This window comes from Aquirufa esocilacus (assembly GCF_042715595.1).
GTDB lineage: Bacteria > Bacteroidota > Bacteroidia > Cytophagales > Spirosomataceae > Aquirufa > Aquirufa esocilacus.
In genome coordinates this window covers 560386-575914 of sequence record NZ_JBBKXX010000003.1, presented here as the reverse complement: position 1 = coordinate 575914, position 15529 = coordinate 560386, and the positions used below count along the sequence as shown (strand labels likewise).

At 41.4% G+C, this 15529-nt stretch carries 21 protein-coding genes; 13 read left to right on the top strand and 8 right to left on the bottom strand.

The genetic code is table 11. The features are described from left to right. Position 1: 1 nt before the first annotated feature. From SKC37_RS11160 to SKC37_RS11145, 4 genes are read right to left on the bottom strand one after another with little or no spacing between them, the layout of a single operon-like run. Positions 2-445: a cytochrome c maturation protein CcmE domain-containing protein gene (locus SKC37_RS11160; RefSeq protein WP_377981543.1), complete on the bottom strand. Its 444-nt coding sequence runs from the start codon at positions 443-445 to the stop codon at positions 2-4. Beyond that, positions 442-651, bottom strand: a complete 210-nt coding sequence (locus SKC37_RS11155) for a CcmD family protein (protein ID WP_377981542.1) — start codon at positions 649-651, stop codon at positions 442-444. Before SKC37_RS11155 ends, SKC37_RS11160 begins: the two co-directional genes overlap by 4 nt. Then, a complete protein-coding gene (ccsA, locus tag SKC37_RS11150; RefSeq protein WP_377981541.1) occupies positions 651-1319 on the bottom strand; it encodes a cytochrome c biogenesis protein CcsA in 669 nt (222 codons plus the stop codon). The genes SKC37_RS11155 and ccsA overlap by 1 nt, the downstream gene beginning before the upstream one ends. Continuing rightward, on the bottom strand, positions 1307-1975 hold the full coding sequence (locus tag SKC37_RS11145; RefSeq protein WP_223131049.1) for a heme exporter protein CcmB: 669 nt from the start codon (positions 1973-1975) through the stop codon (positions 1307-1309). Before SKC37_RS11145 ends, ccsA begins: the two co-directional genes overlap by 13 nt. A gap of 101 nt (positions 1976-2076) precedes the next feature. On the opposite strand from SKC37_RS11145, the gene SKC37_RS11140 reads away from it, so the two are divergent. Together SKC37_RS11140 and feoB are read left to right on the top strand one after the other, a co-directional pair. Beyond that, positions 2077-2304, top strand: coding sequence for a FeoA family protein (locus tag SKC37_RS11140; RefSeq protein ID WP_377979026.1), 228 nt, complete (start codon positions 2077-2079; stop codon positions 2302-2304). A gap of 3 nt (positions 2305-2307) precedes the next feature. Next, the gene (gene feoB / locus SKC37_RS11135; RefSeq protein ID WP_377981540.1) at positions 2308-4434 is read left to right on the top strand and encodes a ferrous iron transport protein B; all 2127 of its coding nucleotides are present in this window, start codon (positions 2308-2310) and stop codon (positions 4432-4434) included. Here feoB and SKC37_RS11130 read toward each other — a convergent pair. Together SKC37_RS11130 and SKC37_RS11125 are read right to left on the bottom strand one after the other, a co-directional pair. After that, on the bottom strand, positions 4431-4880 hold the full coding sequence (locus SKC37_RS11130) for a PaaI family thioesterase (RefSeq protein WP_377981539.1): 450 nt from the start codon (positions 4878-4880) through the stop codon (positions 4431-4433). The genes feoB and SKC37_RS11130 overlap by 4 nt on opposite strands. Positions 4881-4899: 19 nt before the next feature. Continuing rightward, positions 4900-5319: a DUF2147 domain-containing protein gene (locus SKC37_RS11125; RefSeq protein ID WP_377981538.1), complete on the bottom strand. Its 420-nt coding sequence runs from the start codon at positions 5317-5319 to the stop codon at positions 4900-4902. Positions 5320-5497: 178 nt separating this feature from the next. Between SKC37_RS11125 and SKC37_RS11120 the strand changes: the two genes are divergently transcribed. The 3 genes from SKC37_RS11120 to SKC37_RS11110 are packed head-to-tail and all read left to right on the top strand — an operon-like array spanning position 5498 to position 7654. Next, positions 5498-6259: a phosphosulfolactate synthase gene (locus tag SKC37_RS11120; protein ID WP_377981537.1), complete on the top strand. Its 762-nt coding sequence runs from the start codon at positions 5498-5500 to the stop codon at positions 6257-6259. Positions 6260-6264: 5 nt separating this feature from the next. After that, entirely contained in the window at positions 6265-6894 is a 630-nt protein-coding gene (locus SKC37_RS11115; RefSeq protein ID WP_377981536.1) for a VTT domain-containing protein, read from the top strand. A 1-nt stretch (position 6895) separates the two neighbouring features. Continuing rightward, positions 6896-7654, top strand: a complete 759-nt coding sequence (locus SKC37_RS11110) for a shikimate dehydrogenase family protein (protein WP_377981535.1) — start codon at positions 6896-6898, stop codon at positions 7652-7654. On the opposite strand, the gene SKC37_RS11105 is transcribed toward SKC37_RS11110, so the two are convergent. Beyond that, positions 7651-8154 carry a phosphoribosyltransferase family protein gene (locus tag SKC37_RS11105; protein WP_377981534.1) on the bottom strand — a complete coding sequence of 168 codons (504 nt, stop codon included), beginning with the start codon at positions 8152-8154 and terminating at the stop codon, positions 7651-7653. The genes SKC37_RS11110 and SKC37_RS11105 overlap by 4 nt on opposite strands. A gap of 97 nt (positions 8155-8251) precedes the next feature. On the opposite strand from SKC37_RS11105, the gene SKC37_RS11100 reads away from it, so the two are divergent. Continuing rightward, a complete protein-coding gene (locus SKC37_RS11100; protein ID WP_377981533.1) occupies positions 8252-8800 on the top strand; it encodes a YcxB family protein in 549 nt (182 codons plus the stop codon). A 1-nt stretch (position 8801) separates the two neighbouring features. Further along, the gene (gene ruvX / locus SKC37_RS11095) at positions 8802-9215 is read left to right on the top strand and encodes a Holliday junction resolvase RuvX (protein WP_377981532.1); all 414 of its coding nucleotides are present in this window, start codon (positions 8802-8804) and stop codon (positions 9213-9215) included. A 32-nt stretch (positions 9216-9247) separates the two neighbouring features. Here the strand turns inward: ruvX and SKC37_RS11090 are convergent, their stop codons facing one another. Beyond that, complete coding sequence (locus SKC37_RS11090) at positions 9248-10075, bottom strand: phytanoyl-CoA dioxygenase family protein (RefSeq protein ID WP_377981531.1); 828 nt, start codon at positions 10073-10075, stop codon at positions 9248-9250. Between the two features lie 151 nt (positions 10076-10226). Between SKC37_RS11090 and SKC37_RS11085 the strand changes: the two genes are divergently transcribed. The 6 genes from SKC37_RS11085 to SKC37_RS11060 all read left to right on the top strand — a co-directional run bounded on the left by SKC37_RS11085 (position 10227) and on the right by SKC37_RS11060 (position 15494). After that, the gene (locus SKC37_RS11085) at positions 10227-11072 is read left to right on the top strand and encodes a hypothetical protein (protein WP_377981530.1); all 846 of its coding nucleotides are present in this window, start codon (positions 10227-10229) and stop codon (positions 11070-11072) included. A 36-nt stretch (positions 11073-11108) separates the two neighbouring features. Continuing rightward, the gene (locus SKC37_RS11080; RefSeq protein ID WP_377981529.1) at positions 11109-11855 is read left to right on the top strand and encodes a transporter; all 747 of its coding nucleotides are present in this window, start codon (positions 11109-11111) and stop codon (positions 11853-11855) included. Between the two features lie 36 nt (positions 11856-11891). After that, a complete protein-coding gene (locus SKC37_RS11075; RefSeq protein ID WP_377981528.1) occupies positions 11892-13265 on the top strand; it encodes a BatD family protein in 1374 nt (457 codons plus the stop codon). Positions 13266-13269: 4 nt separating this feature from the next. Beyond that, positions 13270-14361: a chorismate synthase gene (gene aroC, locus SKC37_RS11070; protein WP_377981527.1), complete on the top strand. Its 1092-nt coding sequence runs from the start codon at positions 13270-13272 to the stop codon at positions 14359-14361. Then, entirely contained in the window at positions 14358-14798 is a 441-nt protein-coding gene (locus SKC37_RS11065; protein WP_377981526.1) for a nucleoside deaminase, read from the top strand. The genes aroC and SKC37_RS11065 overlap by 4 nt, the downstream gene beginning before the upstream one ends. 84 nt (positions 14799-14882) lie before the next feature. Beyond that, complete coding sequence (locus tag SKC37_RS11060) at positions 14883-15494, top strand: superoxide dismutase (RefSeq protein ID WP_377981525.1); 612 nt, start codon at positions 14883-14885, stop codon at positions 15492-15494. Positions 15495-15529 lie beyond the last annotated feature (35 nt).

Genomic DNA, 15529 nt, shown 5'->3' with positions numbered 1-15529 from the left:
ATTAATTTTTTGCGGCTACTGAGGCGCTTGAGTCTGCTGAAATTTTACCCTCCTGGTACTTAGATGGGCATTTTAATAATATTTTATCGCAATAAAAGACCTTGTCTGAATGCATACTTCCTACTAAAACGATCTTCTCCGATTTTTCAAAATCCTGTGGCTTAGGTGCAGCATAAATCACTTGGTTTTCGCGGCCTAAACTGTCTTGCACTAAAAACTCTAATCGGTTAGCATCTAAGGCAGGGTTGTAGTTTAAGCCCACGATTTGGCCTGCTGCATCTTTTCTTAATGTTCCTACCACGTGAACTTTTTGGCTCGGATCCTGCTGCGAAATGCGTTCCGCCTCATCAAAACCCACATAGGTACTCGCATCGCCCGTAGTGATCAAAATGATACCGATAGCAACCGCAATTAAGATTAATCCAATGATGTGTGTCTTTTTCATTTGCTGCGTTTTTCTAATTCAGTGACTTTTCTTTCCAAACGAAATAAATAGGCAAATAACCCAATCAATACGACGCTAACCACCGCGATGACCACATAGATTTTTCCATCTGCACGAAATTGATCTGCCATCTCGATATCGCTCGCCTGAGCGCTGGCCGTAAAACTAATCGTAAAGCTTACTAAGAGTAAAAGAAATGCTTTCATTATAACTCGTTTTGTTGTTCAATGTTTTTAATCCGAATACGCAATTGCGCAATCCAAAAGCCTAATAACGTCCACCCAATAATGGCTGGATAGAAGACCATTCGCATGCGGTTATCTAAGTCCATTTTAGAAAAAGCGGGATTCCCGCCATTCCCTGGATGCAATGAATCAGTCATGCGAGGCAAAATCCAAATCAATACCATAAAGATTACAAACGCGAAAATGTTGTAAACCGACGAAATACGCGCTTTTTGCATCTCATCCGGCATCGAAGAGCGCACTAAAGAATAGGCTAAATAGATCAATAAGCCGATCGCCACGGAATTCAATTTAGGGTCATTTGTCCACCAATCTCCCCATGTAAACTTCGCCCACACACTACCCGTGATTAACCCTAAAATGGCAAAAACCATCCCCACTTCCACGTAGGTGCTCGAAATGAGATCTGATTTAAGATCTGATTTGCGCAAGTATTGTATCGAATGATAAACAGATGTTCCTAACAGGAAAATCATGGTAAACCACATCGTCACATGGAAATACAGGTTACGAATCGTCTCGTTCAAGATCGGTTGACGGGGCACTTGTCCGTTAAAACCGGCATAGACGGTGTAGATCAATAAAATGATCGACAAAATCTTCCAATACTGGCGTTTTAATGTTTCCATATATACGGGAAAAGGATCCCAGAAAATACAATAACGATGATATCTAAAGCCCCCAAAATGGCGATTTCATCCCAGTTTTCTGAGAGTGAAATGCCGTCAAGGGCACTTTTGGACAATTTTAATAATAACAAAAGCAACGGAATAATGAGCGGGAAGCTCATCACCGCCATTAAAGTGGCTGAATTTTCTCCCTGTGCCGCGATTCCAGCCACTAAAGAAAGAGTAGATGCAAACCCAATCGCGCCCAAAATCAGGGAAACAAGGTACAGTGGCATATTTCCCACCGGATTACCCATGACCCAGGAGTAAAAGAAAATCCCGATCAAGGATACGCCTAGCATCACTAAAGTGTTGTAAATGATTTTACTGAAAATAACCGATTCAGGCTTCGCAAACGTATAGTAGAAGATATTTCGATTCGCAGATTCTTGCGTAAAACTCTTGCCCACCGCATTCACGGCAGAAAACAAAAGGATAATCCAAAACAGCGTATTCCACATAATCGGATGGATGGATTGTTGTTTGGCCTTAAAGGATAAATAGCAGATGAAAATCGTCGCCGCTAAATACAGCACTAGCCCGTGGATCGCATACTTATTGCGCCACTCTAATTGCATTTCTTTGCGAATCAACACGAATATTTCTGTTAATGCCATGAACCTGCAATTTACGACAGAAAAAACTATTTGTATCATTTTTTAGCTCAGAAATACTTAGTACATTTGTGTCTAATTTTGAATTATTCTAAATAGTGAGCATGGCAAATTTGGCCGACTTGAAGATTGGTGAAAAAGGGGAGATTGTGGGCTTCACGGACGAATTGCTTTCTTTAAAGCTATTGGAAATGGGATGTTTGCCAGGAACTGAAGTCATATTGACTCATCTGGCACCTTTCGGCGACCCCATCGCTATTCGCGTTTCTGGTTCATATACTCTGTCTATGCGGAGAGAAGAAGCGGAAACGATGCTGATTAAACGAACATAAATTTTGGCAAAAACACCTAAAATAGCGCTGATTGGTAATCCCAATGCAGGAAAATCCTCTCTATTCAATTCCTTAACGGGATTGAATCAGAAGACGGGAAATTTTCCGGGGGTAACCATGGAGAAGCTGACAGGCATTTGGGAATTAGAACCCAAACGTCCGGTAGAAATTTTAGATTTGCCAGGTATCTATAGTATATATCCAAAGTCAATCGACGAGGAGTTAGTTATCAATATTTTAGGCGATCCCACACATCCAGATTTTCCGGATATGGCCATTGTGGTGGCGGATGCGTCTAATCTTAAGCGTAACTTATTATTGTTTTCGCAGGTGCGAGACCTCGGTATTCCGACGGTTTTGGCCTTGAATATGATTGATGTCGCAGAGAACGAGGGCTATGTGATCAACTCGATTAAACTGGCACGCGAATTAAACGTCGAAGTGGCAGAGGTGAATGCCAAAAGGGGGATCGGTTTGAATGGCCTAAAATTAGCCGTCATTAAATCATTAGCTAATCGCTATGCCTCGAATGACGCGCTTCCTTTGCCGGTTTCTGATGAGGTAATAGAAGATGTACAAGTGCAATTCGGAGAGGGGGAAATTTATCGATCACTTTTATGGTTGATGGAACATGATCGCATGAAAATGTTCTCTAAACAACAGCGCGAGAACTTGGATGCTATCAAAAAAAAGCATCAATTTTCTGCTAAGAAATACCAATCTGAAGAAACCGTCAAACGTTACGAGCAAATTACGGAAGTCGTGGATCGTTGTGTGATTAATTTAAATCGACAATGGGATGCAGCTCCAGTGCGCACGTGGACGGATCGTTTAGATAAATTCTTTTTACATCCGGTAGGAGGCTATGTGTTTTTCTTAGCCATTCTTTTTGTGATGTTTCAGGCTATTTTCACCTGGGCCACCTATCCGATGGACGCCATCGATGGGGGTGTTGCGATGTTAAATGACTGGTTGAAAGGAGTATTGCCGGATTCGGCTTTGACCGCCTTGTTAACTGATGGTTTGATAGCGGGAATTGGTGGGGTGTTAATTTTCATTCCGCAAATTGCTTTCTTGTTTTTGTTTATCTCTCTTTTAGAAGAGACCGGCTATATGTCGCGCGTCATGTTCATTATGGACAAGTTGATGAGACGTTTTGGCTTGAATGGCAAGTCCGTGGTGCCTTTAATTTCTGGTGTGGCCTGTGCGGTGCCGGCCATCATGAGTACCCGTTCGATTGGCTCTTGGAAGGATCGCTTGATCACAATTTTAGTGACGCCATTGATGTCTTGTTCAGCGCGTTTGCCCATTTACACGGTACTGATTGCTCTGGTGGTTCCGGAGAATAAAGCCTTATTTGGCTTGTTCAATTTACAAGGAGTTGCGTTGTTTGGACTTTATTTATTAGGCTTCTTCATGGCATTGGTTTCTGCTTGGGTGATGAAAGTTATTTTAAAGTCCAAAGAAAAAAGTTATTTCATCATGGAATTGCCTACTTATAAAGGACCGCGATTCAAACATGTGGCGATGACGATTTTCAATTCAGTGAATGCTTTTGTGTTTGAAGCGGGTAAAATTATCGTGGCTATTTCCATCGTTTTATGGGTATTAGCAAGTTATGGCCCTGGTGATAAGATTGCAGAATCAGAAGCTCGGATTCGTCTGGAAAATCCAACCTTGCAAGGAGTTAAATTGCAGAATAAGATCTCTGCTGATAAATTAGAGAATTCGTATGCGGGACATTTCGGACACTTTGTGGAGCCGGTTATTCGTCCATTAGGCTACGATTGGAAAATCGGAATTGCATTGATCACTTCATTTGCTGCCCGCGAAGTATTCGTAGGAACGATGTCGACCATCTATAGTATGGGAGGCGAAGTGGATGATGAAAATGCAACGATTAAAAACCGGATGCGCGCAGAGATTAATCCGGCCACTGGAAAGCCGATGTATGATGCAGCCTTAGGATTCTCCTTATTGATATTCTATGCTTTTGCGATGCAATGTATGAGCACACTCGCTACGACTTACCGGGAGACCAAATCGTGGAAATATCCGTTAATTCAGTTTGGCTATATGACGGCTTTGGCCTACTTATCAGCCTTTGCCGTCTACCAATTATTGTCTTAGAAAGAGAAAGGGATCGAAGTCGCGGCTAGGTTACTTACCCCTTTTGCGAGTAATTTCCCATCTGCATTATGCAACTTCGCTTCTACGTTCGCAATTTTCTTGCCTACCCGGTGAATCTCAGTAGTTACGGTGATTACTTCGTTTGCTTTTGCTCCATATAGAAAGTCAATGTACAAATTGATCGTCACATAGAGGTGATCGATTTTTGCTGTAATTAACGTCATTCCCATCATCTCATCTAACATCGCGGAGATCACACCTCCGTGGATTACCCCCGCATGATTTAATTGATCTGGGCGGACAATGAATTCTGCGGTTAATTTCCCCGCTTCTGCTTTAACTAACGTGCCATCCAGCCATTTTCCAATGGGCGCCGGATTGCCATCAGCAATTTTTTTATGTAGATTTTGATTAAGGTAGGCTAATACTTGTTCGTTTGGTTCCATGTTAGGCGGTAAAATGTAATTAAGAGCGAGTCCAGGTAGAAGTTCTACCAAACATCGAGATACCCACAAAACCGCGGATGTCTAAGGTTTTGTTCCCGTTTTTGATTTTAAGGATGCAATCGTAAGTTTTTCCAGAGTTAGGATCGTAAATCGTCCCGTTTTCCCAGGCAGAACCAGTGAATTTAAAGTTTTTTAAAATGACCGCTCCTAATAGTTCGCGGCTTCGTAATTTTTCGTCTGGGTTTTTTCCATCTTTTCTTCCAGTTGTTTTTCCCCAAGAGATCTTACCAAAGTATTGATCCCCTTGTTTGAAAATGATGATTTTCCCGTCTTTTTCCTGTGAAAGCCACTCGCCTAAAATGGCGTCAGCTGCTGTGTTGGCGAAAATAGAAACAGATACGAAAAATAATGTAATTAAAGATAAGAAAAACTTTTTCATTCGATTAAATAGTTATGATAGTGAAAAGTACTAATCTAGGGTAAAAATACTAAACTATTTTTGACCCTAAAAGTTTATTTTTTGAAGCAGAAAACATCGGAAAATTGTGGCTCTCGTTTGTAATGCTTATTTTTGTAGATATTTGGCACAAAATCGTACCAATCCATTAATAAACTATATGAATTATCATTTAAATCAAATTCCAGACCGTACGGCTAAACCTCGTCAGAAAGGGTTAACGATGGTCATGGATAAAGGACTAAGTCTGCGTCAAGTAGAAGATTTCTTGGAAACAGGCGCTGACTATACGGATATCGTTAAATTAGGCTGGGCGACTTCTTATGTTACCCCTAATTTAAAGGAGAAATTAGCTTTATATAAATCGTCAGGGATCCCCGTTTATTTTGGAGGAACCTTATTTGAAGCATTCTATATCCGTGGACAATTTGATGATTACCGTCGTGTGTTGGACGAATACGGAATGGAATATGCGGAAGTTTCGGACGGTTCGATCGAAATGGAGTCAGATATCAAATGTGAATTAATTCGCACGTTAGCGACTCAAGTAACGGTATTATCAGAGGTGGGATCTAAGGATGAAGCGAAAATTATTCCACCCTATAAGTGGATTAAACTGATGCGCATGGAATTAGAGGCGGGTGCATGGAAAGTGATCGGCGAGGCGCGTGAGGGAGGAAATGTAGGTTTGTTCCGTTCCTCTGGCGAAGTTCGTCAAGGTTTAGTAGAAGAAATTTTAACGGAGATTCCAGAAGAAAGTATTATTTGGGAGGCACCGCAGAAGTCACAACAAGTTTGGTTTGTTAAATTAGTAGGAGCGAACGTAAACGTAGGAAATATTGCACCACAGGAAGTTGTTTCGCTAGAAACGATTCGGTTGGGATTACGTGGCGATACGTTTGACCACTTCTTAACGAAATAGTTCGAATGCTGCAGCTTTTGTTAGATCTATTAAAAGATCCCTTAACTTTTTTGTCGGAATTCATTGCCGCTCATGGTGCTTTGACCTACGGTCTTTTGTTTCTCATCGTTTTTGTAGAAACAGGCCTGGTTGTGATGCCTTTTTTACCTGGTGATTCTCTTTTGTTTTCCGTGGGTTTATTAGCTGCGGCCAGTGGTGAATTGTCCCTAGGAACAGTGATTCCCTTGTTGATAGGAGCCGCACTTTTAGGAGATCAAGTCAATTATTTTATTGGCAAATACTTTAGTAATATCATTCGAGAACGCGAACAGGTTTTGTTCTTGAAACGTAAGCATATCGAAGAAACGGAAGCATTTTATGCCAAATATGGCCCGAAAACAGTTATCCTGGCGCGTTTCATCCCAATCGTTCGAACTGTAGCCCCTTTCGTAGCTGGCGCGGGTAGAATGTCTTATCCAGTCTATTTATTGTACGGCTTTTTAGGCGCGACCCTTTGGGTAAGTAGTATTTCTGCGGCAGGATATTTCTTAGGCGATAACGAATTTGTGAAAGCAAATTTTGAGAAAGTTGTTCTAGGAATTGTAGGTGTTTCGGTTTTACCTATTGTTTGGGGATTGATTACAAAACGCAAATAAGATGGCTATCTCGCACTTATATGGTTTAATCGGTTATCCGTTAGGCCATTCTTTTTCCAAAGCATATTTCACCGAAAAATTCGAAAAACTAGGTCTCACTGAAACCCATGCTTACGAGCAATTTCCAATTCCTAGTATTGATGAGTTTAAAGCCATTTTAGCGGCGAATCCAAATCTAAAAGGGCTGAATGTAACAATTCCTTACAAGCAATTGGTGATGCCTCTGCTCGATGAGATTGATTTAGCTGCTGCCCAAATTGGTGCGGTTAATACGATCAAAATCGCCGCTGATGGCTATACCCGAGGATACAATACCGATTATTGGGGGTTTCGTTCGACGGTGGAGTTTTGGGATAAATTCAAAAATTTCGGATCACTAAAGGCCTGTGTTTTAGGTCAAGGTGGCGCAGCGAAAGCAATCATTGTGGCCTTAGAGGATATGGGATTCGAGGTGATAAAGGTTTCCCGTCAAGCTTCGGATGAAACCGTGACCTACGAACAAATGCCTGAATTGATAGAAGAAATTGGTTTGATCGTGAATACGACACCGCTGGGTATGTTTCCTAAGGTAGATGACAAACCGCCTATCCCTTACGACTTATTGAATAAGCAACACTATTTATACGATATAGTCTATAACCCATTAGAGACTGCTTTCTTAAAAGCGGGGCTCGAGCAAAAGGTGGGAGGCATCTATTCCGGATTAGAGATGTTGCAAGGCCAAGCGGATAAAGCTTGGGAGATTTGGCAGAAAAACTAAGCTAAATAAACCCCTCTTTTTGCTGGATCTGATAAGATTACTTGTACATGTTCCGAAAGGGTAGTGGAAAGTTCGTATCCTTTGTAATCCGCTGAAATAGGGAAACGCTTGTAATTTCTATCCACGATAACAGCCACCTGAATACGTTTTACGTGCATGCTCAAGAATGGAGCAAGGCTGTAAGAGAAAGTGCGGCCTGTGTTCAATACATCGTCCACTACGATAATGACTTTATTTTCTAAAGCATCCGTTCCCCCAGCAAATTTCACCGGACGCTCGTAAGGTTGCTCTTTGTTTAAATCAATTTTGACCGGAACAGCCTTGATTTTCGAGATGCTTTTAATCTCTTCGCACAATAGTTCGGCAAATGCGAATCCCTCACCTATAATCCCTGCAATAACAATTTCAGTCTCTTCGAAGTTATTCTCATAGATTTGAAAGGCAATTCGCCGTATTTTTTGGAGGAGGGCAGGGCCATCAAGTACTTGTTTGGCAGACATAGGTATTGCTTTAATTCAAATTGTGCGATTTAAAATTACCAAAATTATCCAATTTTCGTACCTTTACGCCTTAATTAGCGTTTAAAAATCATTTCATATGTCTAAAATGTACGGTGCTCAACAGCGCCAAATGCAAGCACCATCGAATCCATTAGCCATTAAAACGAAGAAATTCGCGTTAGAAAAAAATAAGTTTGTGGGTTTATGCATGCGTCAGCTTTTCTCGAACCAATGGAAATTTGCCTTTATTCCTTTGGCACTCGTTTTAGGAAATGTGGCTTTAAACTTAACCGGAACCTATAAAAACTACTGGATGTATATTTTCATCGCCATCGGTGTCATAGGATATATCCTTTTCTGGTTGATTCAGTTTACCGGAATCACACAATTAGCGCAATACAAGCAATTATTTGATAAATACCGCTACGAAATTGATAGCCGCCAAATCTTTATGAAGCTTTCTGACAAGGAGGGTGGTATGATTAAATGGGATATGATTTTAGGAGCTTACAAAGACAAGGATGCTTACGTTCTTGAGATGGGAAAATACCAGTTCTTGCACTTGCCATTTAGCGTGTTTAATAACGATAATGACAAGAAATTACTCGATAAGATTTTGCGCGACAAGGGGTATTTGAAATCCTAAAATGGGCAGAATTCTAGCGATTGATTTTGGTTTAAAAAGGACAGGCATTGCCGTAACAGACCCCTTGCAGATTATTGCAAATGGGCTAGATACGGTACCTACACATACATTGCTTGTTTTTCTGCAAACCTACTTTGTAAAAGAAACGGTCGATCAAGTTGTCATCGGAATGCCTAAAAACCTAGATAATACCGATACGGATTCCACCGCTGGTGTGCGTATTTTTATCAAAAGCTTTCGTAAGAAATTTCCCTTGATTCCGCTGGAAGAACACGATGAACGTTTCACATCGAAGCTTGCGATGCAGGCGATGATTGCGGGAGGTATGTCGAAGAAGGATAGAAGAGAGAAAGGAACCGTCGATCGGGTCTCAGCCACGATTATCTTGCAATCGTATTTAGAATCAAAGTCATAAAAAAAGCGGCCCTTCGAAAAGAGCCGCTTTTTTTATTTCGTTACCACCTTTGCAAATCGATGGTAGAATGGAGTCTTACTTTGATCCGTTTTCGGTTTGTATTTACCCGTGATAATCGGGACATACATCACGCGACGGCGGGATTTTTCGCCCACGTTAGGAGAAACCTCCACGCGGTGCCATAAGCGGCCATCGTGTATGGTTAAATCGCCACGTTCGATTTCGAACGCCGCTTCTCTAGGATCTGGTTTGTGATCGATGAATTGCTTCTTTCCAAACAATAATTTCAACACCCCTTGCGTATGTGTGCCTGGAAGTACACGCAATCCTCCATTCGACGATGGACAGTTATCTAGGTGAATCCCCACATTTAACATGGGAAGGATTTTTTGACCTAAGAATAAATCACGAGGGCTATCCGTATGCCAGCCCATTTGGCTGAACTTAGAATTTGGTTCATTGATGTAATGATTGAAAACCAAGCCATCTTTTTCGTCTTCGCTAATACGGCCCTCATATGGTCCTAAAAGTTCAATGAGTAATTGTAAGCGTGGATCTCTAATTAATTCGGCTAATACTGGGCTAAACTGATTCGTAAAGCACATGCGTTGAATCATTGGGTTTCCTTCATGGTCTTTCCCAAACTTTAATGGAATACCTTTGACTTTTTCAATGCCCTCTTGTAGCCACTGCGCCTCAATTTTCGCTAATTCCGAAATGAAAAGTTCCGCAGTTTCTGGCTCAATAAATTTCTTAAAGTGAATTACTCCATACTTCTTGAAGTATTCTTTCTGCTCTTCCGTTAACTTTTCGCCTAACGTAAAGGTTTTGTATTCAAATTTCGCAGATGGTTTTCTCATAGGGTAATGGTAATGAATTCGGGATGCAATTTACGGCAATCTGAATGAAATATAGTTATTGTGTTCTTGATTTCTGATGAAAATCAAGTTTTTGGTATTTAAAAGCGTTAAAAAATGCCGAACTTTGGAGCTTGAATTAAAGATTGTCTTCATGAAAAAAATCCTATTTATCGCTTTGCTTAGTCTATTGAGCCTTTCAGCCTTTTCTCAACAAACGAATAAAAAGGGTTCCTATTATATTACCTGGGGGTATAATCGCTCTAGCTACGCAAATTCGGATATTCGTTTCGTGGGCCCAGGATATGATTTTACTTTACTCAATGCGGAGGCGTTGGATGCTCCCACTCCCTTAAGCGAGTTTAAAACTTATGTGGATCCTGGTTTATTATCGATTCCGCAATTTAATTTCCACGCGGGTTACTTCATAAAGGATAATCTGTCTATCAGTATTGGTTGGGATCATATGAAATATGTGGTGACTGATGGCCAAACCGTTAAGGTGAATGGCTTCATCAATCCCCAGACTTCTTCTCCAGCGATTGCAGTGGATCCTGCTTATGTAGGGACATTCAATCAAACTCCTTTAGTGCTTGATCCGAACAAATTTGTCCACTTAGAGCATACGGATGGCTATAATTATGCGTCTGTTGAACTGGAACATTACCAGCCGGTATACCAAAGTTCTAAGAGTCGTTTTGCCATAGATTGGATGAAAGGTGTGGGAATTGGCGCCTTGGTCCCCCGTTCAGATGTACACGTTTTCGGGGTAGGCCAAAACAATTTTTGGAACCTAGCCGGCGGAGGAGCTTCCTTGAAGACGGGATTGAAGTTTAATTTAAGCAAACTTTTGTTTTTCGAAACGACCATAAAGACGGGAGCTACTAAATTATGGGATATTCGTACCACAGGTCGTTCCGTAGATCATGCAGAGCAATCCATCTATTTCGTTGAATTTTATGGGGCTTTAGGGTTCACAATAAAAGGTTCTTCTAAATAATTTTTTAGGCTAGACTAAAAAATACTATCTTCGTACATGCTTGTACGAACCGTCTTTCTACTCTTGATTTCTATCGCCGCGCTTGCTCAAAGCGAGGGACGTATTGAAACAGATCGTCCGGATCAAACAGAATGCCCGTTTATTGTGAAAAAGGGTTATATTCAAGCTGAAATAGGCTTTAATCAATCCACTTCAGAATATCTTTTTCCTACTTCTTTGATAAAATATGGACTGAGTAAGCGATTAGAATTGCGCTATGTCTCTGTCCTAGCACAGGAGCCAGGGAAAGAAACTCGTTTTCAAACAGAAGCTATTGGATTAAAATGGGCCTTGTTTCAGCCATCGGGATTTCAGTCATCAAGATGGAAACCTCGTACCTCCGTGATTGTTCATTATAATTGGGACCATCAAAATCGTGATTTTTCCGAGAAAAATCTGCGTGGTCATTCGATAGGTGATGTGGTATTTACTATGCAGCATGATTTTAATGAGCGGTCTGGAATTGGTTACAATATAGGTGCAGAAATGCATTCGAATGGTTCGCTTGAAGGTATTTATCGCGTGGCTCCTAACGTTTTGATTGGGAAGAGGGGCTATGCTTACGTGGAGGTTTTCGGACGATTTCCTGCGTCAGAATTTGCGGATCATTCCTATGATGCCGGTTTTGCCTATTATGTGAATGATGATCTTAAATTAGATATATCTGCTGGACAAAGCTTTCTTCACCCAGAGGATCATTACATAGCACTAGGTTTATCTTTTCGTCTTCGAATTGCCCGATAATGCGGTCAATGATCCAAGATTTCTTAAATTGCGGTAATGAGACGGATATTCTGCTTCTTTTTGTTATTTTTTCTCACTATTCAGGGAGTCTATGCGCAAGCAACCTTGCTTATGACAGAGAAATCAATTACCCTCGAGGAGAATTTTGCCTTGTCATTTGTCATTAAATCCGCGAATCAGAGCGTTGAAACGCCGAACTATAAATTCCCGGAATTACCCGGACTGCGTAAATTAGGTGTTTCACGCGCCAAAGCTACCGATATTCAAAACGGAGAGCCCGTTTATTCCTTTACTTTTTCCCAATATTACCAAGCCGTTAATCCAGGTACCTTATTGATCCCTACTGCTGAAGTAGTAGTAAATCAGCAATCTTTGAAAGTGGAAGGTTTTGCGCTCCAAGTCACTGCCTCAGAGCAAAAGGAAGAAGTTGTAGAAGAGAATAAAGCCCAGATTGAGGAATTATTCAAAGGACAAAATTCCGTTTTTTTGGCACTAAGCTCTACTCAGTTTCAACCCTATGTAGGTCAAGGGTTCTCGCTTAAATTCTCCTTATTCATCCCTGACGATAATTCGACACGCTATAGTTTTGATCGAAATGACATCCAAATTCCGGCATTAATTCAGAAAATTCGACCTAAAAATTGTTGGGAAGAGAGTTTTGGCTTACAAGAGGTGAAAGTGTCTAAAGTGGTCTATAAGAACAAAAAATACACAGAATACCGCTTCTTTCAATCCACCTATTTTGCGCTAGATGCAAAGAAGATATTTATCCCAGCCTTGAGTTTATATTTATTGAAGAACTCAGAAAAGGTAACGTTTAGCTCCAAACCTCTAGTAATAAGCCCTAAAGAACTACCTAATCATCCATTAAAGGGTAAGGTGCCGGTAGGGGATTTTCATTTGGAAGAATCTGTTTCTCGAAACACTTTGGTGACAGGGGATAGTGTTATTTATTTGTCTAGCGTAATTGGTGATGGGAACAGTATACTTTGGGAGTCTAAATTAACCGAGTCAGATTACTTTCTGAACTTCTTGCCCTTAGGCTCACAAAGTTCGGTTTTCCCTTACGGAGACAAAATGTTAGGGAATAAAACGGAGAAAATACTGATTATTCCATCGCAACCGGGTAAATTTGCATTGAAATCCTATTTTAATTGGATCTACTTTAATACCCGAACTGCGACCTATGATACGTTGCATTCTGGAATAGTTTTAACAGTGAGCGGTCAACCATCCGATCGTTTACTGAATACACAGTCTGAAACAATGCTGCTTTATCGTGGCTTGGAAAAACTGACGGCTGAAAAAGTAATTGGTTATCGCTGGATGGATTGGAGATTGATTTTTAATATTCTTTTAGGACTACTTATACTCTGGCTAGTCTTTTTGATGATAAAAGCCAAAAAATAATCATATGGGCAGTATTTACGGTAAGATATTTCAAATTAGCACGTTTGGCGAGTCGCATGGCGCTGCCGTGGGTGTTGTGGTAACGGGTTGTCCGGCGGGCGTTGATTTTGATTTGGATTTTATTCAATCGGAATTGGATCGCCGCAAACCGGGTCAATCGCGCATCACGACGCAACGTAAGGAAGCTGACTCAGTGGAAGTGGTTTCCGGTGTTTTCGAGGGAAAGACAACCGGTACGCCTATTGCGATGCTTGTTTGGAATGGAGACCAGCGCTCGAAAGATTATTCACATATTGCAGATCAATTCCGCCCATCTCACGCAGATTTTACCTACCAGGAGAAATACGGCATTCGCGATTACCGCGGAGGCGGCCGTAGCTCAGCGAGAGAAACGGTGGCGCGGGTAGCGGCAGGAGCTTTGGCAAAATTAGTGTTAAACCAATTAGGGGTAAAAATTACGGCTTACGTATCTCAAGTAGGAACCTTAAAATTAACTACGCCGGTTGAGCAACTGGATTTATCCGTTGCTGAAACAAATGCTGTGCGTTGCCCAGATACTAAATTAGCCGAAGAAATGTTCACCTATATCGATGAAATCCGCAAGCAAGGGGATTCCGTGGGAGGTGTCGTTTCTGCCTACATCACGGGTTGTCCGGTGGGTTTAGGCGAACCTGTTTTCGATAAATTGCACGCGGAATTAGGCAAAGCGATGTTAAGCATCAACGCCGTAAAAGGCTTTGAATACGGTTCTGGATTTGATGGAGTTGAACTCCGCGGATCTCAGCACAACGATATTATTGTCAAAGACGAAGCCGGAAAAGTAAGTACAGTAACGAATCATTCAGGTGGAATTCAAGGGGGGGTCTCTAATGGAGAGCCTATCTATTTCCGAGTTGGATTCAAGCCAGTGGCCACGATTATGCAGGATCAGGATAGTTTGAACAATTCTGGCGAAAAAATTGTTGTATCTGGCAAAGGTCGTCACGATCCTTGTGTAGTGCCACGCGCAGTACCTATCGTGGAGGCAATGTCTGCGATTGTATTATTGGATTTCTATTTACGTAATCGTTTGACAAAATTAGCAGACGTTTTATGATTCCAAACGAGGATGAATATTATATGAGCCTAGCGCTGAAACAAGCGGAGCGGGCTTTAGAAGACGAAGAGATTCCCGTAGGAGCTGTCGTCGTTTGCCAAGGAAAAATCGTGGCAAAGGCCTATAACCAAACGGAGATTTTGACCGATGTAACGGCACATGCAGAGATGATTGCGATCACCTCTGCCGCCCAAACAATCGGCGCTAAATATTTGAAAGATTGTACGCTTTACGTGACCTTAGAGCCTTGCCTCATGTGTGCAGGGGCTATTTACTGGTCACAATTAGGGCGATTAGTGTACGGCGCTTCAGAAGAGAAGCGCGGTTTTGAAAAATTAGGAAAAGGAATTTTACACCCGAAGACAGAGATTGTTGGAGGGGTTTTAGCAAACGATTCAGAACAACTTCTAAAGGAGTTCTTTTCGATGCGACGCTAATAAAATGGTAAATGGTGAATGGTAAATAAAAAGCCAAAACATTCACCATTTACCACTTATCATTCACCATTTAAAAACTATATTATGTCATTTACATTAGCCCCATTACCGTATGCAAACAATGCGTTAGAGCCGCATTTCGATGCATTAACGATGGAAATCCACCACGATCGTCACCACAACGCGTATGTGACGAATTTGAACGCAGCAGTTGCAGGAACCGAGTTAGATGGTAAATCTTTAGAAGAATTATTCACTTCTATCTCTAAATTATCTCCAGCTGTTCGTAACAACGGTGGTGGTCATTTTAACCACGATTTATTCTGGAACATCTTATCTCCAAACGGTGGAGGCGCTCCAGTAGGTACTTTAGCGAAAGCGATCGATGCAAAATTCGGTTCGTTTGATGCTTTCAAAGAAGAGTTTAAGAAAGCGGGTTTAACACGTTTCGGTTCAGGCTGGGCGTGGTTAGTAGCGCAGAAAGATGGTTCGGTAGCCGTTTCTAGCACACCTAACCAAGACAACCCTTTAATGGATGTAGCTGATGTGAAAGGCTTCCCAGTGATCGGACTAGATGTTTGGGAGCACGCATATTACTTGAAATTCCAAAACAAGCGTCCAGATTATATCGACGCATTCTGGAGTGTAGTGGATTGGAACAAAGCGGAAGCGCGTTACCAAGCAGCTCAGAAATAATACAAATGGACGGGAGGATGAAAATTCTCCCGTTT